Consider the following 16,186-nt stretch of genomic DNA (forward strand, 5'->3'; position numbering starts at 1 on the left):
GGTTGCCCTAAGTCGTAGCGCGGTGACGGATTTATGGCAATGCCAGCGGTGGTCAGGCGGGGGGCCTTGGGCTATGTAACCCGCTATGTCCGATCCCTTCGATCTGGCCGGATTCGAACCCGAACCGGCGCCGCCGCCGCCGGAAGCAGGCCATTTTCCGCCGCCGCCCTGGCTGGAACGGCTGAACCCGGCCCAGGCCGAAGCGGTTTCGCATCTGCAGGGGCCGCTGCTGGTGCTGGCCGGCGCGGGCACCGGCAAGACCCGCGTGCTGGTCTGCCGGCTGGCCAATATCCTCTACCAGCGCCTGGCCTGGCCGAGCCAGATCCTGGCCGTCACCTTCACCAACAAGGCCGCCCGCGAGATGCGCGAGCGCGTCGAGCAACTGGTGGGCGAGGCTTCCTCCGGCCTCTGGCTCGGCACCTTCCACGGCATCGCCAACCGCATCCTCAAGCGCCATGCCGAGGTGGTGGGGCTGAAAAGCAACTTCACCATCCTGGACGTGGACGACCAGCTCCGCCTGATCAAGCAGGTACTGGACCTGGAAGGCATCGACGAGAAAACGCTGCCGCCGCGTCTGCTGGCGGCGCAATTCGACCGCTGGAAAGACAAGGGCTATGGCCCGGACAAGGTGCCGCAATCGGAGCGCGGCTTCGCCGAGGGCAAGGGGCAGAAACTCTATCAGCTCTATGCCGAGCGGCTGCTGCAACTGAATGCCTGCGATTTCGGCGACCTGCTGCTGCATAACCTGACCATCTTCCAGCAGAGGCCGGACATCCTGGAACGCTACCAGCGCCAGTTCCGCTACATCCTGGTGGACGAATACCAGGATTCCAACGTCAGCCAGTATCTCTGGCTGCGGCTGCTGGCCCAGGCGCACAAGAATATCTGCTGCGTCGGCGACGACGACCAGTCGGTCTATGGCTGGCGCGGCGCCGAGGTGGGCAACATCCTGCGTTTCGAGAAGGATTTCGAGCAGGCGCATATCGTGCGGCTGGAGCGCAACTACCGCTCGACGCCGCATATCCTGGCCGCCGCCTCCGGCCTGATCGCGCATAACACCAGCCGCTTGGGCAAGACGCTGTGGACCGACATCGCCGAGGGCGACAAGGTGATCGTGCAGGGCGTGTGGGATGGCGACGAGGAAGCCCGCATGGTGGGCGAGGAAATCGAGGCGCTGGAACGTGCCGGCGTGGCGCTGGACCAGGCAGCCATCCTGGTGCGCGCCGGGCATCTGACCCGCGCCTTTGAAGAACGCTTCCTCACCATCGGCATGAAATACCGCGTCATCGGCGGCCTGCGCTTCTACGAGCGCAAGGAAATCCGCGATGCCATCGCCTATTTCCGCGTGGTGATGCAGCCGGACGACGACCTGGCCTTTGAGCGCATCGTGAACCTGCCAAAGCGTGGCCTGGGCGACAGCACGATGCAGGCGATCCACCGCGTGGCACGGGCCAACCGCACCTCCCTCACCGCCACCCTGGCGACGTTGCTGGAAACCGACGAACTCAAGCCGAAGCCGCGCGCCACACTGAAGGCGCTGATGGACGACTTCGCGCGCTGGCGCAAGGCGGTGGCGGAATTGCCACATGGCGAGGCGGCGGCGATCATCCTTGAAGAGTCCGGCTATATCGGCATGTGGCAGGCGGACAAGACCCCGGAAGCCCCGGGCCGGCTGGAGAACCTGCGCGAACTGATCGGTGCGCTTGGCGATTTCGAGAATCTCGCCGGCTTCCTCGATCATGTGGCGCTGGTGATGGATACCGAGCAGGAAACCGGGCAGCCGATGGTCAGCCTGATGACCCTGCATGCCGCCAAGGGCCTGGAATTCGACTATGTGTTCCTGCCGGGCTGGGAGGAAGACCTGTTCCCGAGCCGCCGCGCCGTGGAGGAAAACGGCCAGGCCGGACTCGAGGAAGAGCGCCGGCTGGCCTATGTCGGCATTACCCGCGCGCGGCGCCGGGCCCATATCAGTTTTGCCGCCAATCGCCGCATCTACAATCAATGGGCCAGTGCCATTCCCTCGCGCTTCATCGAGGAATTGCCGGCTGAGCATATCGAGCAGCGCTCGCAGCCCGGCCTTTATCGCGGCGCGCAGTCGCACAGCTTCGGCGCCGCTTTCGGCAACAGCTTTGGCGGCAGCAGCAAGACCAGCTATGCCGGCCATAGCTGGAATCTGGCGAAGCAGCGCGACACGGTTATAGAAGGCCGCGCGCGCCAGGAGCCGGCAGCGGCGGCCTCGAAGGGCCCGCGTCATTTCGAGATCGGCGAGCGCGTATTTCACCAGAAATTTGGCTATGGCCGCATTCGCGCCGTGGAAGGCAACAAGCTGCTGGTCGCGTTCGAGAAGGCTGGTGAGAAAAAGGTGATCGACAGCTTCGTGGAGTCGACGTGATGCCGTCTTTCTGGTTCGTCGAGATCGAACTGCCTTTCGCGGCCTTGGCGCCGTTCGAGGAGCTGCTCGGCGAAACCGAGGCGGTGGCGGTGAGTTCCTACGAAGTCGCGCCCCTGCCCGATCCGGACCTGGCGCCCTGGCGATTCCAGGTGCTGTTCGATGCGCCACCCGATGAAGCGGCCTGGCGTCAGCGCCTCAGTGCCATTGCTGCCGCAATGGGTCATGCCGAGGCGCCAGTCTATGCCGGCAAGCTGCCGGACCAGGATTGGGTGCGCCATACCAACAAGCTGAATGCGCCGGTGCAGGCCGGACGCTTTTTCCTTTATGGCGCCCATGATGCCGGCAAAGCCCCACCGGGCAGCCATAGCCTGCTGCTGGATGCCGGCCTGGCTTTCGGCACCGGCCGGGCGCCCTCGACATTTGGCTGCCTGCAGGCCATCGACCATATCGCGCGCCGCAAACGCTTGAATTGCGTGCTGGATCTCGGCACCGGCTCGGGCGTGCTGGCGATGGCGGCGGCGAAAGCCGGCGCGCGCCAGATCTGGGCCGCCGATATCGATCCGGTAGCGGTGCAGGTGGCAGCCGATAACGTGGCCCTGAACGGCCTGCGCGGCCGCGTGCATTGCCTGGTGGCGCATAAGCCGCGTGACCCGAAGCTGCCGGGGCCGTTCGATCTGGTGGTGGCGAATATCCTGGCCGGCCCGCTCTGCGCCATGGCGGCGGGCCTTGCATCACAGGTAGCGCCAGGCGGCTACCTGATTCTCTCCGGGCTGCTGGCCCGCGAGGAGCGCCGGGTGAAGGCGCATTACATCGCGCAGGGACTGAACTTCACCGCGCGCCTGCCGCGTGAAGGCTGGCACACCCTGGTATTCCGCCGGGATGCGCCAGCCCTGATCGCGCTGCGTTAGTTAGGCAACGACCTTGCGGCCGAGCACCTGAACCTTCGCAATGCCGGCATTCTCGTTTGCCGGCTTTTCGCTGGCCGGAACGTCGAGCTGCGGCGCATGCGGGCGATAGATGTTGCCCATCACCGCGGCCGGGATTTCCGACCGGCTCAGGCCCATGTCGTAGAGCGTACGATCATCCAGGCCATAGAGTTCGGCCATCGCCGCCTGACGGGCGAGATAGGCCTTGACCCGCCGGGTCACCGGCTCGGCCAGGCGCTCGATGAAGCTCACCACCTGATAGATCGCCTCAGCGAAGGCTTCGGCGCGCTGGTAGCGCACATCGGCCTCGAGCTGGCGCAGGGTATATTCCTGGCGCACCGCCGTGGTCACCGCCGGGGGCTCGGCGGCAAAGCTCTGCCAGCCGCGCTTGACGGCGCCGGCCAGGGTGATCAGGCCCGAGGCAATCGCCTGGGCGCGCAGCCGACGGGCATAGGCTTCGGCCTCCACCGCCGAAAGCTGACGCGCGTCGCGCAGCTCACTAAGCAGCGAGGTGGTTTGAATCTGGGTACCGATGTCGCTCATGACTTCTCTCCATTGGCGAGACGGAGCCGCTCTCGAATCCGCTCCCGCCCTGTCTCGCCATCCATATTGCAGTGCAACATTACATTTGCAAGAGAGAAAAATTAAATATTCGAGAGAAAAATTCTCTGCCACTTAAATCACCAGAAATGTTCGAAAAATTAGCACTCGCTTGAATGAAATACAGTCACTGAAATACTTTGTTGCAGATGCGAAAAAGCCGGACCGATCTGTTACCGGAAACTTCCGATTCAGACCTGGCCCGGCTTTCGGGGAGGAACTCAACTTACTCGGACTAGACGAATACTGAGACTGTACTTCGACTTTTACTTACTGACTGCTACTGGCTACTGGACTGCTACTGGCCGTGCGAGCTTAGGCAGCCTGGCGCGGCACCAGACGCACCACCTCGGCCGTCACGGTGGCATTCTCGTTGGAAGCCAGGGCGGGACGGTAGATGGAGCCGGCGACGGCGGCGGGGATCTGCGAGCGGGTCAGGCCGATGTCACGCAGCATGGCGTCATCAAGGCCGTAGAGTTCGTCGATGGCCTTCTGCTCGGCACGCCAGGAATTCAGCTTGCCAAACAAGGCCTTGATCCCCTCCAGCGCCTTCGGAGCGAGCTGGGCGACAGCCACGGCGCGCAGGCGGCGCGCTTCGGCTTCCACCTCGACGGTGCTGAGCGGAGCCATCCGCGCACCATAGGCAAAAGCATTGGCTTCGTTAGCGGGGGTAAACATTTTCATCTCCTAAGTGGTTCGGCCGGCTCGGTGCCGGTCACGGGAGCAATATTGCGCTGCACCCTAGATTCAACAATGGCTTATATCTGAGTGCTGACTTGCAAAAAACGCATAGGTCGAGACGGGGCTGGATGAATGGCTGTTAACGGAATAAACATAATCGCTTAGAGGACCCCGCCATGAACGCACCCCTGCCTGATCTCGCCGCCCTGCCCGCCGCGCTGGCTGCCCATCTGCGCGGCATTGCCGCCGCCCCGGCGCCGCTGGGGCGTTTTCCCGGCCTGAGCCTGCTGCCGCATGACTCGTCCCTGGCGCCCGGCCAGGCTGAATTGCTGGTGGCGCGGCTGGCCGAACGCTATCAAGCCGCCATCGAGAACCGCGCCGCCGTGGCCGAGCGTCTGCAAGCCTTGCGCGGCGAACTGGCCCGGCGCGGCCTGCAGGGCCTGATCATCCCGCTGACCGATGAATTCCATGGCGAATACCTGCCGCTGCGCGCCCAGCGCCTGACCTGGCTCACCGGCTTCACCGGCTCCGCCGGCCTCTGCATCGTGCTGCCGGAACGCGCCGGCCTGTGGAGCGATGGCCGCTATACGCTGCAATTGCGCCAGCAGGTCGACGCAACGCTGTTCGAACTGCTGCACATCACCGACCAGCCGCCGACCGAATGGCTTAAGACCGCGCTGAAGCCGGGCGACAAGCTCGGCTACGATGCCTGGCTGCATACCGAGGATGCGCTGCGGCGCTTCGCTGCCGTGGCCCAGGCCGCCAAGGCGGAAGCGGTGGCCGTGGAAGGCAACCCCATCGACGCGGTGTGGAGCGACCAGCCGCCGCCGCCGCTGGCGCCTGTGGTGCCGCACGGCATGGCCCATGCCGGTCGCGCTTCATCAGAGAAACGCGCCGAGATCGCCGCCAGGCTGGCACAGGACGGCATCGATGCCGTGCTGATCACGCTGCCGGAATCGATTGCCTGGCTGCTCAATATTCGCGGCGGCGATGTGAAGCACACGCCCTTTGCGCTGAGCATGGCGCTGCTGCGCCGGGATGCCAGCCTGGACCTGTTCATCGACACGCGTAAGCTGGCGCCGGAAACCCCGGCGCATCTCGGGCCCGATGTGCGGCTGCATGCGCCCGATGCCTTGGCGGCGGCACTGGACGCACTCGGCAAGGCAAAGCAGACCGTGCAGGTCGATCCCGCCACCGCAGGCGCCTGGCCGATCCGCCGCCTGGAAGCCGCCGGCGCCGTGCTGAAGCGCGCCGACGATCCCTGCCTGCTGCCCAAGGCCTGCAAGAACGCGGTGGAGCTGGATGGTATCCGTAACGCGCACTTACGCGATGGTGCCGCCGTCAGCCGCTTCCTCGCCTGGCTGGCGCGCGAGGCGCCGAAGGGAGGTATCGACGAATTGCAGGCCCAGGCACAGCTCGAAGCCTGCCGCCGGCTCGACAATTCCTTGCGCGACCTGTCTTTCACCTCGATTTCCGGCGCCGGCCCGAATGGCGCCGTGGTGCATTACCGTGCCACCGAGGAAACCAACCGCAAATTGGAAACCGGCAATCTCTACCTGATCGATTCCGGCGGCCAGTATCCCGACGGCACCACCGACATCACCCGCACCATCGCCATCGGCACGCCGACGCAGGAAATGCGCGAAGCCTTCACCCGCGTGCTGAAAGGCCATATCGCCATTGCCCGCGCCCGCTTTCCCGATGGCACTGCCGGGCAGCAGCTTGATGCCCTGGCGCGCTATGCGCTGTGGCAGGCTGGCCTCGATTACGACCACGGCACCGGCCATGGCGTCGGCGCCTATCTCTCGGTGCATGAAGGCCCGCACCGCATTTCCAAGGCCGGCACGCCGGTGCCGCTGAAGCCCGGCATGATCGTTTCCAACGAGCCCGGCTACTACAAGACCGGTGCCTTCGGCATCCGCATCGAGAATCTCGTGGCGGTGCGCCAGGAAGTCGAGAAAGCCGAGAATGGCAAGGCCTGGCACGGTTTCGAGACCCTGACCAAGGCGCCGATCGACCGCAACCTGATCGAAACCGCTTTGCTGACGCGCGAAGAGATCGACTGGGTGAACGCCTATCACGCCGAGGTACGCCGCGACATCGGCCCGCGCGTCGATGACGACACCCGGCGCTGGCTCGAAAGCGCGACAGCGGCGGTTTAGGTCTAGCCTCTCAGCCAGGGCGGCAGGCGGTTGCGGCGGAATTCGCGGCGGCGTTCGCGCGCTGCCGAGCAGCTTTCGTGATAGCCCGGCTCCAGCCGGCCGGCGGTGATGCCCCAGGCCGGCAGCTTTTCCAGCAGCGGTTCGCCCTCGGCAGCCCGCAGCGCGATACTGGCGCAGGCAGCAGCATCGCTGTCGGCCGCATGGTGGCGCAGATCGAAACCGATATGTGCCGCCACGGTGGAAAGCTTGTGGTTTTCCAGTTCCGGCCAGGCGGCGCGCGCGATCTTCACCGTGCAGAGATAGGACAGCGCCGGCCAGGCGATGCCATAGGCCGAAAGGCTGTCGCGCAGCACGCCGATATCGAAGCCGGCATTATGTGCCAGCAACAGCGGCGTCGCCTCCAGATGCGGCAGCAATTCATCCCAGATGGCCGGAAATTCCGGCTCGTCCTCGACATGGCGCGGCTCGATGCCATGGATGGCGATATGGAACCCATTGAACTGCATGTCGCGCGGCCGCACCAGGCGATGCGCCACATGGCTCACCTGGCCGTCCTTGATCCAGGCCAGGCCAATCGAGCAGATGCCACCGGGCATGGTATTGGCCGTCTCGAAATCCAGCGCGATGGCAGAGGCGCCGGCGACGTCCGGTAAATCCGGAATGGCAATCTGGCGCAGATGGGTCTCGTCCTGCATCGCTAGCCGCCGATCAGCGCCAGCCACTCATCTTCGCTGAGCACCCTCACGCCATGCTTCTGCGCTTCCGCCAGCTTGGAACCGGCGCCGGGGCCAGCGACGAGATAGTCGGTCTTTTTCGAGACCGAGCCGGCAACCTTGGCGCCAAGGCTCAAGGCCCGCGCCTTGGCTTCATCGCGGGTGAATTTCTCTAGGCTGCCGGTGAACACCACGGTCTTGCCGGCAACGGCTGAATCCTGAACCGGCTTTTCCGGCGGGATCACCTTGTCCAGGTTGCTGAGCAGATTGTCGATCACGGCGCGGCTCTGCGGTCGCGTACAGAAACCGACAATCGCCCTGGCGACGATTTCCCCCATGCGGTCGATGCTGTTCAGATCGCCCCAGGCTTCGCCATGCAAATCCTCGGCTTCATCCATCGCCGCCAGCCAGCGCTGTGGCGTCTCGTAATGCATCGCCACCAGCCGCGCCCGCTCCTGGCCGACATGGCGGATGCCGAGCGCGAAGATGAAACGGTCGAAGCCGATACGCTTGCGCTGCTCGATAGCGCGCAGCAGGTTGCCGACCGACAACTCGCCATAGCCTTCCTTCTTCATCAACACATCGGCATGGGCACCGAGGCGGAAGATATCGGCGGGCTCCCGCAGCCAGCCCCATTCGTAAAAAGCGGCAATCTGCTTCTCGCCCAGGCCTTCGATATCGAAAGCGGCGCGCGAAACGAAATGGCGCAAGCCTTCCATCGCCTGGGCCTGGCAGGAAACGCCACCCGTGCAGCGCCGCCGGGCATCGGCTTCGCCGGCTTCGTCAATCTCACGCTCAGCCGGCGAACCGCAGACCGGGCAACGGGTCGGGAAAATGTATTCTTCGGCGTGCTTCGGTCGCCGCCCCGGCACCACGCCGACAATCTGCGGGATGACATCGCCGGCCCGCTGCACGATCACGGTGTCGCCGATGCGCACATCCTTGCGCTTGATCTCGTCTTCATTATGCAGCGTGGCGTTTGACACCAGCACACCGCCGACATTGACCGGCTTAAGCTTCGCCACCGGCGTCAGCGTGCCGGTGCGGCCAACCTGGATCTCGATATTCTCCAGCAGCGTTTCGGCCTGCTCGGCGGGGAATTTATGCGCGATGGCCCAGCGTGGAGAGCGGCTGACAAAGCCGAGGCGGTCCTGCCAGTCGATGCGGTCGACCTTGTAGACCACACCATCGATATCATAGGGCAAAGTCGCGCGCTGGGCACCGATCTCGGCGTAATAGGCCAGCAGGTCGGCGGCTGAATGGCAGACCTTCACCGGTGCATTGAGCGTGAAACCCCATTTGGCAAGCCTGGCACGGGCTTCCTGCATGGTCTTGCCCAAGGGGGCCGATACATCGCCCCAGAAATAACCGAAGAAACGCAGCGGGCGCTTTGCCGTCACGCCTGGATCAAGCTGGCGCAGCGAACCGGCAGCCGCGTTGCGTGGATTGACCGGGATGCGGATCGCGGCAGCCGAAAGCCCCTTGGCCTCGCGCTCGGCAGCCAATGCCTCCTGCTCCTGGCGGAAACGCAGGAAGTCCTCCCGCGTCATATAGACTTCGCCGCGCACTTCCAGCACATCCGGCCAGCCGCTGCCGCTCAGATGATGCGGTACACCATGCTGCAGCGTCTTGATATTGGCGGTGATGTCCTCGCCTTCCTGGCCATCGCCGCGCGTGGCGGCTCGCACCAGTACACCCTTCTCGTAGCGCAGGCTGGCCGAAAGGCCGTCGATCTTCGGCTCGGCAATCAGGGTCAGCGCCTCGCCTTCGGGCAGGTTCAGGAAACGCCGGATGCGGCCCAGGAATTCCTCGACATCGCCTTCCGAGAAGGCGTTGTCCAGCGACAGCATCGGCTTGACATGGCGCACCTTGGCAAAGCCGGCGGCGGGTGCAGCGCCAACGCGCATGGCGGCCCCGCCAAGCGTGCGGAATTCCGGGAAGCGTTCCTCGATCTCTTTCAGCCGCTGGCGCAGCGCATCGTAATCGGCATCCGAGACCGTCGGCGCATCCTGTTCGTGATAGGCCTTGTCATGCGCCGCGATTTCTTCTTCCAGCCGCGCATGTTCCAGCTTCGCCATTCGTGGCGAAAGCTCGGCGACAGGCTTGGCGCGCTGCCGGCTCATGCCGCACCGTTCAAAACCACGTCGTCATGCCCGCCAAGCCCCTTCGGGCCTGTGCGCCCAGGAACGCTTTGCGTTCCCGCGCTTACAGTGACCCGGGCATCTCGTGGAAGCGCCCCTGAGACCCCCGGGTCAAGCCCGGGGGTGACGAAAGTGAGACTGGCCAACGGACCCATCCCTCACGCCTTCTGCAGCAGCAGGTCGTCAGCGGCAGCGCGGGCGGCATCGGTGATGGTGGCGCCGGCCAGCATGCGGGCGATTTCCTCGCGGCGTTCGTCGCGGCTCAACGGGGTTACTTCGGTGATGGTGGTGCGCGCCTTGGCCGGGCCGGCCTCGCGCTTGGCGATGCGCCAATGTTCGCCACCCTTGGCCGCCACCTGCGGCGAATGGGTAACAACCAGCACCTGCACCTTGCCGGCCAGCCGCGCCAGACGCTCACCCACAGCCGCCGCCGTGGCACCGCCGACGCCGCGATCCACTTCGTCGAAAATCAGCGTGCCGGCATCGCCGCGCCCGGCCAGCACCACGCGCAGGGCCAGCATGAAGCGGCTCAATTCGCCGCCCGAAGCGATCTTGGCCAGCGAACCCGGTGCACTGCCGGGATTGGTGGCGGCCTGGAAGGTGACGCGGTCGGCGCCATCGGAAGTCCATTGCTCGGGCGGCAGCGTATCCACCGCCGTCTGGAATTTCGCCGCGCCGAGTTTCAGCGGGCCGAGTTCGGCAGCCACGGCCTTGTCGAGCTTCGCCGCCGCCTTGCGCCGTGCCGTACTGAGCGCTTCGGCGCCGGCGCTGAAAGCCGCACGCGCTTCAGCAGCGGCCTTGGCGAGCTTGCCCAGGCTTGCCGCCTGGTTGTCGATCAGCGCCAGTCGCTCGGCGAATTGTTCCGTGAGACGCGCCAGGTCGCTCACCGGCACGCCATGCTTGCGGGCAGCGGCGCGGAGCGCGAACAGGCGTTCCTCCACCCGTTCCAGCTTCTGCGGGTCGAGATCCAGCCGCCGCGATGTGGCCTCCAGTTCCTGGGCATAGCGCGCCACGGCATCGAGTGCTGCTTCCGCCGCCTGGGCTGCCGCCGCCACCTGATCCGGCGCGCGGTCGGCCACGCGTTCCAGCGCCCGCAGGCTGTTGCGCAGCCGCGCCTCGACGCCGCCACCACGTTCGCCACCGAGCAGAGCCGCCTCGGCCTCCTGCATCGCCACGGCCAGTTTTTCACCGGCCTGCAACAGGCTGCGCTGGCCGGCCAGTTCCTCTTCCTCGCCGGCAACCGGCTTCAGGTCTTCCAGTTCCGCCACCACATGGCGCAGATAGTCTTCGTCGCGCCGCGCCTGCTCGGCGGCAGCCTCGGCTTCCTTCAACGCCGCCTCGGCATCGCGGAAGGCGCGGTAGCGGCCTTTCAGCGCCTCGGCATCGCGGCTGAGGCCGGCATAATCATCCAGCAACGCACGATGCACGGCACTATCGATCAAACCCTGCTCGTCATTCTGGCCATGGATTTCCACCAGCGTATCGCCAAGCCGGCGCAGCAGGCCGACGCTGACCGCCTGGTCGTTGACGAAGGCGCGGCTCTTGCCATCCGCCGTCACCACGCGGCGCAGCACAATGCCTTCCTCAGCCACTTCCAGCCCCTGCTCCGCCAACAAGGCAAAAGCCGGATGCTTCTCGGCAACTTCGAAGGCGGCAGTCACCACGCCCTGCGCGGCACCAGCGCGCACCAGGCCAGCATCGGCGCGGCGGCCCAAAGCCAGGCCGAGCGCATCGAGCAGGATGGATTTGCCGGCACCGGTCTCGCCGGTGAGCACGCCCAGGCCATTGCCGATCTGCAGCTCCAGCCGCTCGATCAGCACGATGTCGCGGATGCCTAAATGGGTCAGCATCGGTGCAGCGCGGTCAGAACAGCCGGCTGAGCCAGGAACCTTCCTTGGCCTCGGGCCGCACATTCTTGCCGGTAAGCATCGCGTAAGTGTCGACGTACCATTCGCTGCCCGGATAGTTGTGGCCAAGCACGGCTGCCGAATTCTGCGCCTCATCGATCACGCCGAGTGCCAGATAGCTCTCGGTGATGCGGTGCAGTGCCTCCGGCACATGAGTGGTGGTCTGGAATTTCTCCACCACGGTCTTGAAGCGGTTGATTGCGGCAATGTGCTGGCCCTGGCGCTGGTAGTAGCGGCCGATGGTCATTTCCTTGCCGGCAAGATGGTCGCGCGTCAGATCGATCTTGAGCCGCGCGTCGCGGGCATATTCCGAGGTCGGGAAACGCTGCACCACATCGTTCAGCGCATCCAGCGCCTTCTGCGTCGTGCCCTGGTCGCGCGCCACGTCGGCGATCTGCTCGTAATAGCTGATCGCTTTCAGATAATAGGCGTAGGCGCTGTCCTTGTGGCCGGGATGCAGCTGCAGGAAACGATCAGCGGCGGCAATCGCATCATCGTAGGAATTGCGCTGATACCAGGAATAGGCCGCCATGATCTGCGCCTTAGTGGCCCAGGTCGAATACGGATGCTGGCGCTCGACTTCATCGAATGTCTTCGCCGCTCCTTCCCAGCTTCCCTGGTTCGCAAGGTCGACGGCGCGGTTATAGAGCTTGTCTACCGGCTCTTCGACATAGGGCTTTTCCTCGGCCGCGCAGGCAGCCAGGACCAGCAGCAGGAAGCCGGCGGCAAGCATCCGGCAGAGGCCGCGCAACGGCGCCGGACTCGCCGGAATCGAAGAGGTCACGATGCTCGACATGCCACCATCTGTCTCATGGCTGAGGGGGCAAAATCAAGCCTGCCTCCCCGCCTAAAGACTCCAATGGGGTAAGGTAAGAAGATACCGCAATTGTGTCCAAGCTGGACAAAAACATCCCAGGATTATCCTTTCGAACTACTTACAGCTTAGTTCCAATCCGACAGAATCTCTTTTGAGACACCACCAAAGGCTGTATCCTCTATACTTCTGAACGATTTTCCGTCGTGTAGAACTGGCCTACAACATGAATCGTGTTCCGGTTGGTATCCTCCTTGTTTTGGACGCATACCGCGGAACGGCCGGCCAAACCCTCCTGGGCTACCGGGATCGCCAAGGCAGCGGGGAGAACGTTACCCCACCCAGCCGGCTTGGCTCGGACAAATTGAATATCGAGAGGACATATCCATGGGAAAGATTGCCACGCGGGTTGATGAATATGTTGGTGAGCGCATCCGCGCCCGCCGCACCGAACTGGGCCTGACCCAGGAAGAACTGGCCAACGCCCTGAAGATTTCCTACCAGCAGGTGCAGAAGTACGAGACCGGCGCCAACCGCGTCAGCGCGGGCCGGTTGTTTGAAGTCGCCCAGCGCCTTCAGGTCGAGATGGCCTACTTCTTCGAAGGCCTGGAGCAGAAGCTGGACAGCCGTCCGATGGAACATGGCGGCAAGAACCGCTCCACCATCGAGCTGGTGCGCAATTTCGCCGAGATCGAGGACAACACCATCCGCTCCGCGGTGGCCGGCCTGATCAAGAGCATTGCCCAGCGCAACAAGGATGGCACCGACCCGGTGACCCTTGGCGGTGACGACTAAGCCGCAAGGCTAGAGCCAATGAAAAAGCCGCCGGGCGACCGGCGGCTTTTTTTGTACCCGCGAGGGCCAGGAACTAGAAAGAGCGAATTAGAAGGAGGCTTCGGCAGCCGCGCGGATGCGCGAGCCGAGTTCGGCCGAACGCACCAGTTCAGCGACGCGCGGCTGGGCCTCGCGGCTCTTCGGATAGGTGGTCCAGGCAAACGCGCTCTTGTCGGCGAACAGCGCATGCAGCAGGCGGTTGTTCAGCGCATGGCCGCTGCGGCAGCCCTCGTAACGACCGAGGATCGGGCCACCGGCGAGGTAGAGGTCGCCCAGCGCGTCGAGCGCCTTGTGGCGCACGAATTCATCGTCGTAGCGCAGGCCATCGTCATTCAGGATGCGGTCGGCGCCCAGCACCACCGCGTTTTCCAACGAACCGCCGCGGGCCAGGCCCATGGCACGGAGCTGCTCCACTTCCTGCACGAAGCCGAAAGTGCGGGCACGCGCCAGATCGGCCTTGAAGCGGCCCGGCGCGAGATAGAATTCCGCCGCCTGGCGGCCAATCATCGGATTCGAGAAATCGATCTCAAAGGCGATGGAGAAATCATCATCGGGGAGCAGCGCGGCCGAGGCCAGGCCATCGCGCACTTCCACCGGCTTCAGCACCTTGAGATAGCGGCGCGGCGCCACCTGGTCGATCAGGTCGGCGCATTCGATCAGGAACACGAAGGGGGCCGAGGAACCATCCATCACCGGCACTTCCGGACCATCGATCTCGACCACCACATTGTCGACACCGAGGCCGGCGAACGCGGCCATCAGATGCTCGACGGTGCCGACCGAGACGCCTTCGCCGGCGCCGATGGTGGAGCAGAGACGCAGATCGGTAACCTGATCGTAGCGGGCGCGGACCAGAGGCTGGCCCGGCAGATCGACGCGGCGGAACACCACGCCGGTATCCGGCGCCGCCGGACCGAGGGTCATCGTGACCTTGGCGCCGCTATGCAGGCCAATGCCGGAGCACTTGATGCGATTCTTGAGGGTCTTCTGCGCCGTCTTGCCGGAAGTGAGCACTTAGGAAATCTCCCCTGCGAATCGGCACACACGCGCGCCGCTCGAAACAGTACGGGGATGGTTGTAGCAACCACCCCCGTCCAGTAACAAATCACTCTTCGTAACCAAATGTTTCGTCATTTACGACCTATAAACCTTTGGAAACGCTAAGCGATTCAGGCTTCCTCAGTTCGCCTGACGACGCAGGAAAGCGGGGATGTCGAGCAGGTCTTCCTGCACCCGGCCGGCGGTCTGGCCAAGGCCGTGGGCTGGAGCCGGCTGGGCGGTGCGCTCAACCGCCGGCTGCGGCGGCAGCTCGGCCACCGGCTGGGCGGCAGCAACCTGCGGTGCCGGAGCAGCGGCAGCGGCACGCGGTGCGGTCTGGCGCATCACCGGCACGGTGAACTGCGGCTCGGCCTGCGGACGGGCCGGAGCCGGCGCCGGCTCGGCCGGGGCGGCAGCGCGGCCGAACATGCGACCAAAGATGCCCGCAGCCTTGCGCGGCTCAGCACGAACCACTTCGGCATCGTTGAACAGGCCCTGCTGCGGCGCGGCAGCGACCGGCGCGGCGGCAACCGGCGCGGCTTCCATCACCGGCGTGGCGAGCGGACGCGGCGCGTCAGCAGCAACCGGAGCCGTCATGGGGGGCGCAGCCACCGGGGCCGGAGCGGCAACCGGAGCCGGCATGGCAGCCTGAACCTCGGCGACAACCGTGGTCAGATCCAGGGCCGGGGCGGCATTCACCGCTTCCATTGCGGCAGGAACCGGGGCAGCGGCAATCGGAGCAGCGGCAGCCGGGGCTTCAACCACCGGCATTGCCAGCGGGGCGGCAGCAGCCGCGGCAGCAGCAGCCGGTGCACGGGCCGGCATGGTGGCAGCCGGCACGACCGGGCGCGGCTGCGGCACCGGCGGCGTCACCAGGCGCAGCTTCGGTTCCGGATTCACCTGAGCGGCAGCATCGATGCCGGTGGCAACCACCGAAACGCGCATGCGGCCCTGCATATTCGGATCCAGGGTCGAGCCGACGATGATGTTGGCTTCCGGATCGACCTCTTCACGGATGCGGTTCGCGGCTTCATCCACCTCGAACAGCGTCAGGTCCGGGCCGCCGGTGATATTGATGAGCACGCCACGCGCGCCCTTCATCGAGATATCGTCCAGCAGCGGGTTGGCGATGGCGCGCTCGGCGGCTTCGATGGCACGATGCTCGGCATCGGCCTCGCCGGTGCCCATCATCGCCTTGCCCATCTCGCTCATCACCGCGCGCACGTCGGCGAAATCCAGGTTGATCAGGCCCGGCATCACCATCAGGTCGGTGATCCCGCGCACGCCGGACTGCAGCACGTTGTCCGCCATCTTGAAGGCATCCGCGAAGGTGGTCTTCTCGTTGGCGATGCGGAACAGATTCTGGTTCGGGATGATGATCAGCGTATCGACATACTGCTGCAATTCCCGGATGCCGGCTTCGGCCAGCTTCATGCGCTGGCTGCCCTCGAAGGAAAACGGCTTGGTCACCACACCGACGGTGAGGATGCCCATTTCCTTGGCGGCGCGGGCGATCACCGGGGCGGCGCCGGTGCCGGTACCGCCGCCCATGCCGGCGGCGACGAAGGCCATATGGCAGCCCTGCAGGTGCTCGGCGATCAGTTCCATCGATTCTTCAGCCGCGCCACGGCCCACATCGGGCTTGGCGCCGCAGCCGAGGCCCTGGGTCAGCGCCGTGCCGAGCTGGATGCGCCGCTCGGTGAGCGACATGTTCAGCGCCTGGGCATCGGTGTTGGCGGCAACGAACTCGACGCCCTCGAGCTGGGAGGCGATCATGTTGTTGACCGCATTGCCACCGGCGCCGCCGACACCGAAGACAACGATGCGGGGCTTCAGTTCCCGCGTGGCCGGCATTGAGAGATTGATACCCATCACTAATCCTCCAGGGTTAGAAGTTGGATTGACCGAGAAACCGCTTGCTTGCAAGCGGCGTTTGCGATCGCGCGTGGATGCTGGTTTTTTTGAAGGTCATCATTTC

The 16,186-nt window shown here is 64.9% G+C and carries 12 protein-coding genes; 4 read left to right on the forward strand and 8 right to left on the reverse strand.

Going from position 1 to position 16,186, the window contains the following annotated elements; all coding sequences use genetic code 11:
• Window positions 1-85: 85 nt before the first annotated feature.
• Window positions 86-2,392: an ATP-dependent helicase gene (locus V6B08_RS13670; RefSeq protein WP_341981785.1), complete on the forward strand. Its 2,307-nt coding sequence runs from the start codon at window positions 86-88 to the stop codon at window positions 2,390-2,392.
• Window positions 2,392-3,300 carry a 50S ribosomal protein L11 methyltransferase gene (locus V6B08_RS13675; protein WP_341981788.1) on the forward strand — a complete coding sequence of 303 codons (909 nt, stop codon included), beginning with the start codon at window positions 2,392-2,394 and terminating at the stop codon, window positions 3,298-3,300. The genes V6B08_RS13670 and V6B08_RS13675 overlap by 1 nt, the downstream gene beginning before the upstream one ends.
• On the opposite strand, the gene V6B08_RS13680 is transcribed toward V6B08_RS13675, so the two are convergent.
• The gene (locus V6B08_RS13680; RefSeq protein ID WP_341981789.1) at window positions 3,301-3,861 is read right to left on the reverse strand and encodes a DUF1127 domain-containing protein; all 561 of its coding nucleotides are present in this window, start codon (window positions 3,859-3,861) and stop codon (window positions 3,301-3,303) included.
• 372 nt (window positions 3,862-4,233) lie between these two features.
• The gene (locus tag V6B08_RS13685) at window positions 4,234-4,596 is read right to left on the reverse strand and encodes an RSP_7527 family protein (protein WP_341981792.1); all 363 of its coding nucleotides are present in this window, start codon (window positions 4,594-4,596) and stop codon (window positions 4,234-4,236) included.
• Window positions 4,597-4,775: 179 nt separating this feature from the next.
• On the opposite strand from V6B08_RS13685, the gene V6B08_RS13690 reads away from it, so the two are divergent.
• Window positions 4,776-6,761: an aminopeptidase P family protein gene (locus V6B08_RS13690; RefSeq protein ID WP_341981794.1), complete on the forward strand. Its 1,986-nt coding sequence runs from the start codon at window positions 4,776-4,778 to the stop codon at window positions 6,759-6,761.
• Window positions 6,762-6,763: 2 nt separating this feature from the next.
• Here the strand turns inward: V6B08_RS13690 and V6B08_RS13695 are convergent, their stop codons facing one another.
• The 4 genes from V6B08_RS13695 to V6B08_RS13710 all read right to left on the reverse strand — a co-directional run bounded on the left by V6B08_RS13695 (window position 6,764) and on the right by V6B08_RS13710 (window position 12,255).
• Window positions 6,764-7,456 (reverse strand): 3'-5' exonuclease, encoded by a 693-nt coding sequence (locus tag V6B08_RS13695; protein ID WP_341981796.1) that lies wholly within the window; start codon window positions 7,454-7,456, stop codon window positions 6,764-6,766.
• 2 nt (window positions 7,457-7,458) lie between these two features.
• The gene (gene ligA, locus V6B08_RS13700) at window positions 7,459-9,597 is read right to left on the reverse strand and encodes an NAD-dependent DNA ligase LigA (RefSeq protein ID WP_341981798.1); all 2,139 of its coding nucleotides are present in this window, start codon (window positions 9,595-9,597) and stop codon (window positions 7,459-7,461) included.
• Window positions 9,598-9,773: 176 nt separating this feature from the next.
• Complete coding sequence (recN, locus tag V6B08_RS13705) at window positions 9,774-11,465, reverse strand: DNA repair protein RecN (protein ID WP_341981800.1); 1,692 nt, start codon at window positions 11,463-11,465, stop codon at window positions 9,774-9,776.
• Between the two features lie 13 nt (window positions 11,466-11,478).
• On the reverse strand, window positions 11,479-12,255 hold the full coding sequence (locus V6B08_RS13710; protein WP_341983486.1) for an outer membrane protein assembly factor BamD: 777 nt from the start codon (window positions 12,253-12,255) through the stop codon (window positions 11,479-11,481).
• A 468-nt stretch (window positions 12,256-12,723) separates the two neighbouring features.
• On the opposite strand from V6B08_RS13710, the gene V6B08_RS13715 reads away from it, so the two are divergent.
• On the forward strand, window positions 12,724-13,131 hold the full coding sequence (locus V6B08_RS13715; protein WP_341981802.1) for a helix-turn-helix domain-containing protein: 408 nt from the start codon (window positions 12,724-12,726) through the stop codon (window positions 13,129-13,131).
• 87 nt (window positions 13,132-13,218) lie between these two features.
• On the opposite strand, the gene lpxC is transcribed toward V6B08_RS13715, so the two are convergent.
• Together lpxC and ftsZ are read right to left on the reverse strand one after the other, a co-directional pair.
• Window positions 13,219-14,184 carry a UDP-3-O-acyl-N-acetylglucosamine deacetylase gene (gene lpxC / locus V6B08_RS13720; protein ID WP_341981804.1) on the reverse strand — a complete coding sequence of 322 codons (966 nt, stop codon included), beginning with the start codon at window positions 14,182-14,184 and terminating at the stop codon, window positions 13,219-13,221.
• Window positions 14,185-14,349: 165 nt separating this feature from the next.
• Window positions 14,350-16,080, reverse strand: coding sequence for a cell division protein FtsZ (gene ftsZ / locus V6B08_RS13725; RefSeq protein ID WP_341981807.1), 1,731 nt, complete (start codon window positions 16,078-16,080; stop codon window positions 14,350-14,352).
• Between the last annotated feature and the right edge of the window lie 106 nt (window positions 16,081-16,186).

This window comes from Ferrovibrio sp. MS7 (assembly GCF_038404985.1).
GTDB classification, from domain to species: domain Bacteria; phylum Pseudomonadota; class Alphaproteobacteria; order Ferrovibrionales; family Ferrovibrionaceae; genus Ferrovibrio; species Ferrovibrio plantarum.

Excerpts from the sequence above, each read along its gene's own strand:
- recN (WP_341981800.1), bottom strand. The coding sequence starts at position 11,465 with ATGCTGACCCATTTAGGCATCCGCGACATCGTGCTGATCGAGCGGCTG.
- V6B08_RS13715 (WP_341981802.1), top strand. The coding sequence starts at position 12,724 with ATGGGAAAGATTGCCACGCGGGTTGATGAATATGTTGGTGAGCGCATC.
- V6B08_RS13695 (WP_341981796.1), bottom strand. The coding sequence starts at position 7,456 with ATGCAGGACGAGACCCATCTGCGCCAGATTGCCATTCCGGATTTACCG.
- V6B08_RS13685 (WP_341981792.1), bottom strand. The coding sequence starts at position 4,596 with ATGTTTACCCCCGCTAACGAAGCCAATGCTTTTGCCTATGGTGCGCGG.
- V6B08_RS13675 (WP_341981788.1), top strand. The coding sequence starts at position 2,392 with ATGCCGTCTTTCTGGTTCGTCGAGATCGAACTGCCTTTCGCGGCCTTG.
- V6B08_RS13670 (WP_341981785.1), top strand. The coding sequence starts at position 86 with ATGTCCGATCCCTTCGATCTGGCCGGATTCGAACCCGAACCGGCGCCG.
- V6B08_RS13710 (WP_341983486.1), bottom strand. The coding sequence starts at position 12,255 with ATGCTTGCCGCCGGCTTCCTGCTGCTGGTCCTGGCTGCCTGCGCGGCC.
- ftsZ (WP_341981807.1), bottom strand. The coding sequence starts at position 16,080 with ATGGGTATCAATCTCTCAATGCCGGCCACGCGGGAACTGAAGCCCCGC.
- V6B08_RS13690 (WP_341981794.1), top strand. The coding sequence starts at position 4,776 with ATGAACGCACCCCTGCCTGATCTCGCCGCCCTGCCCGCCGCGCTGGCT.
- ligA (WP_341981798.1), bottom strand. The coding sequence starts at position 9,597 with ATGAGCCGGCAGCGCGCCAAGCCTGTCGCCGAGCTTTCGCCACGAATG.
- V6B08_RS13680 (WP_341981789.1), bottom strand. The coding sequence starts at position 3,861 with ATGAGCGACATCGGTACCCAGATTCAAACCACCTCGCTGCTTAGTGAG.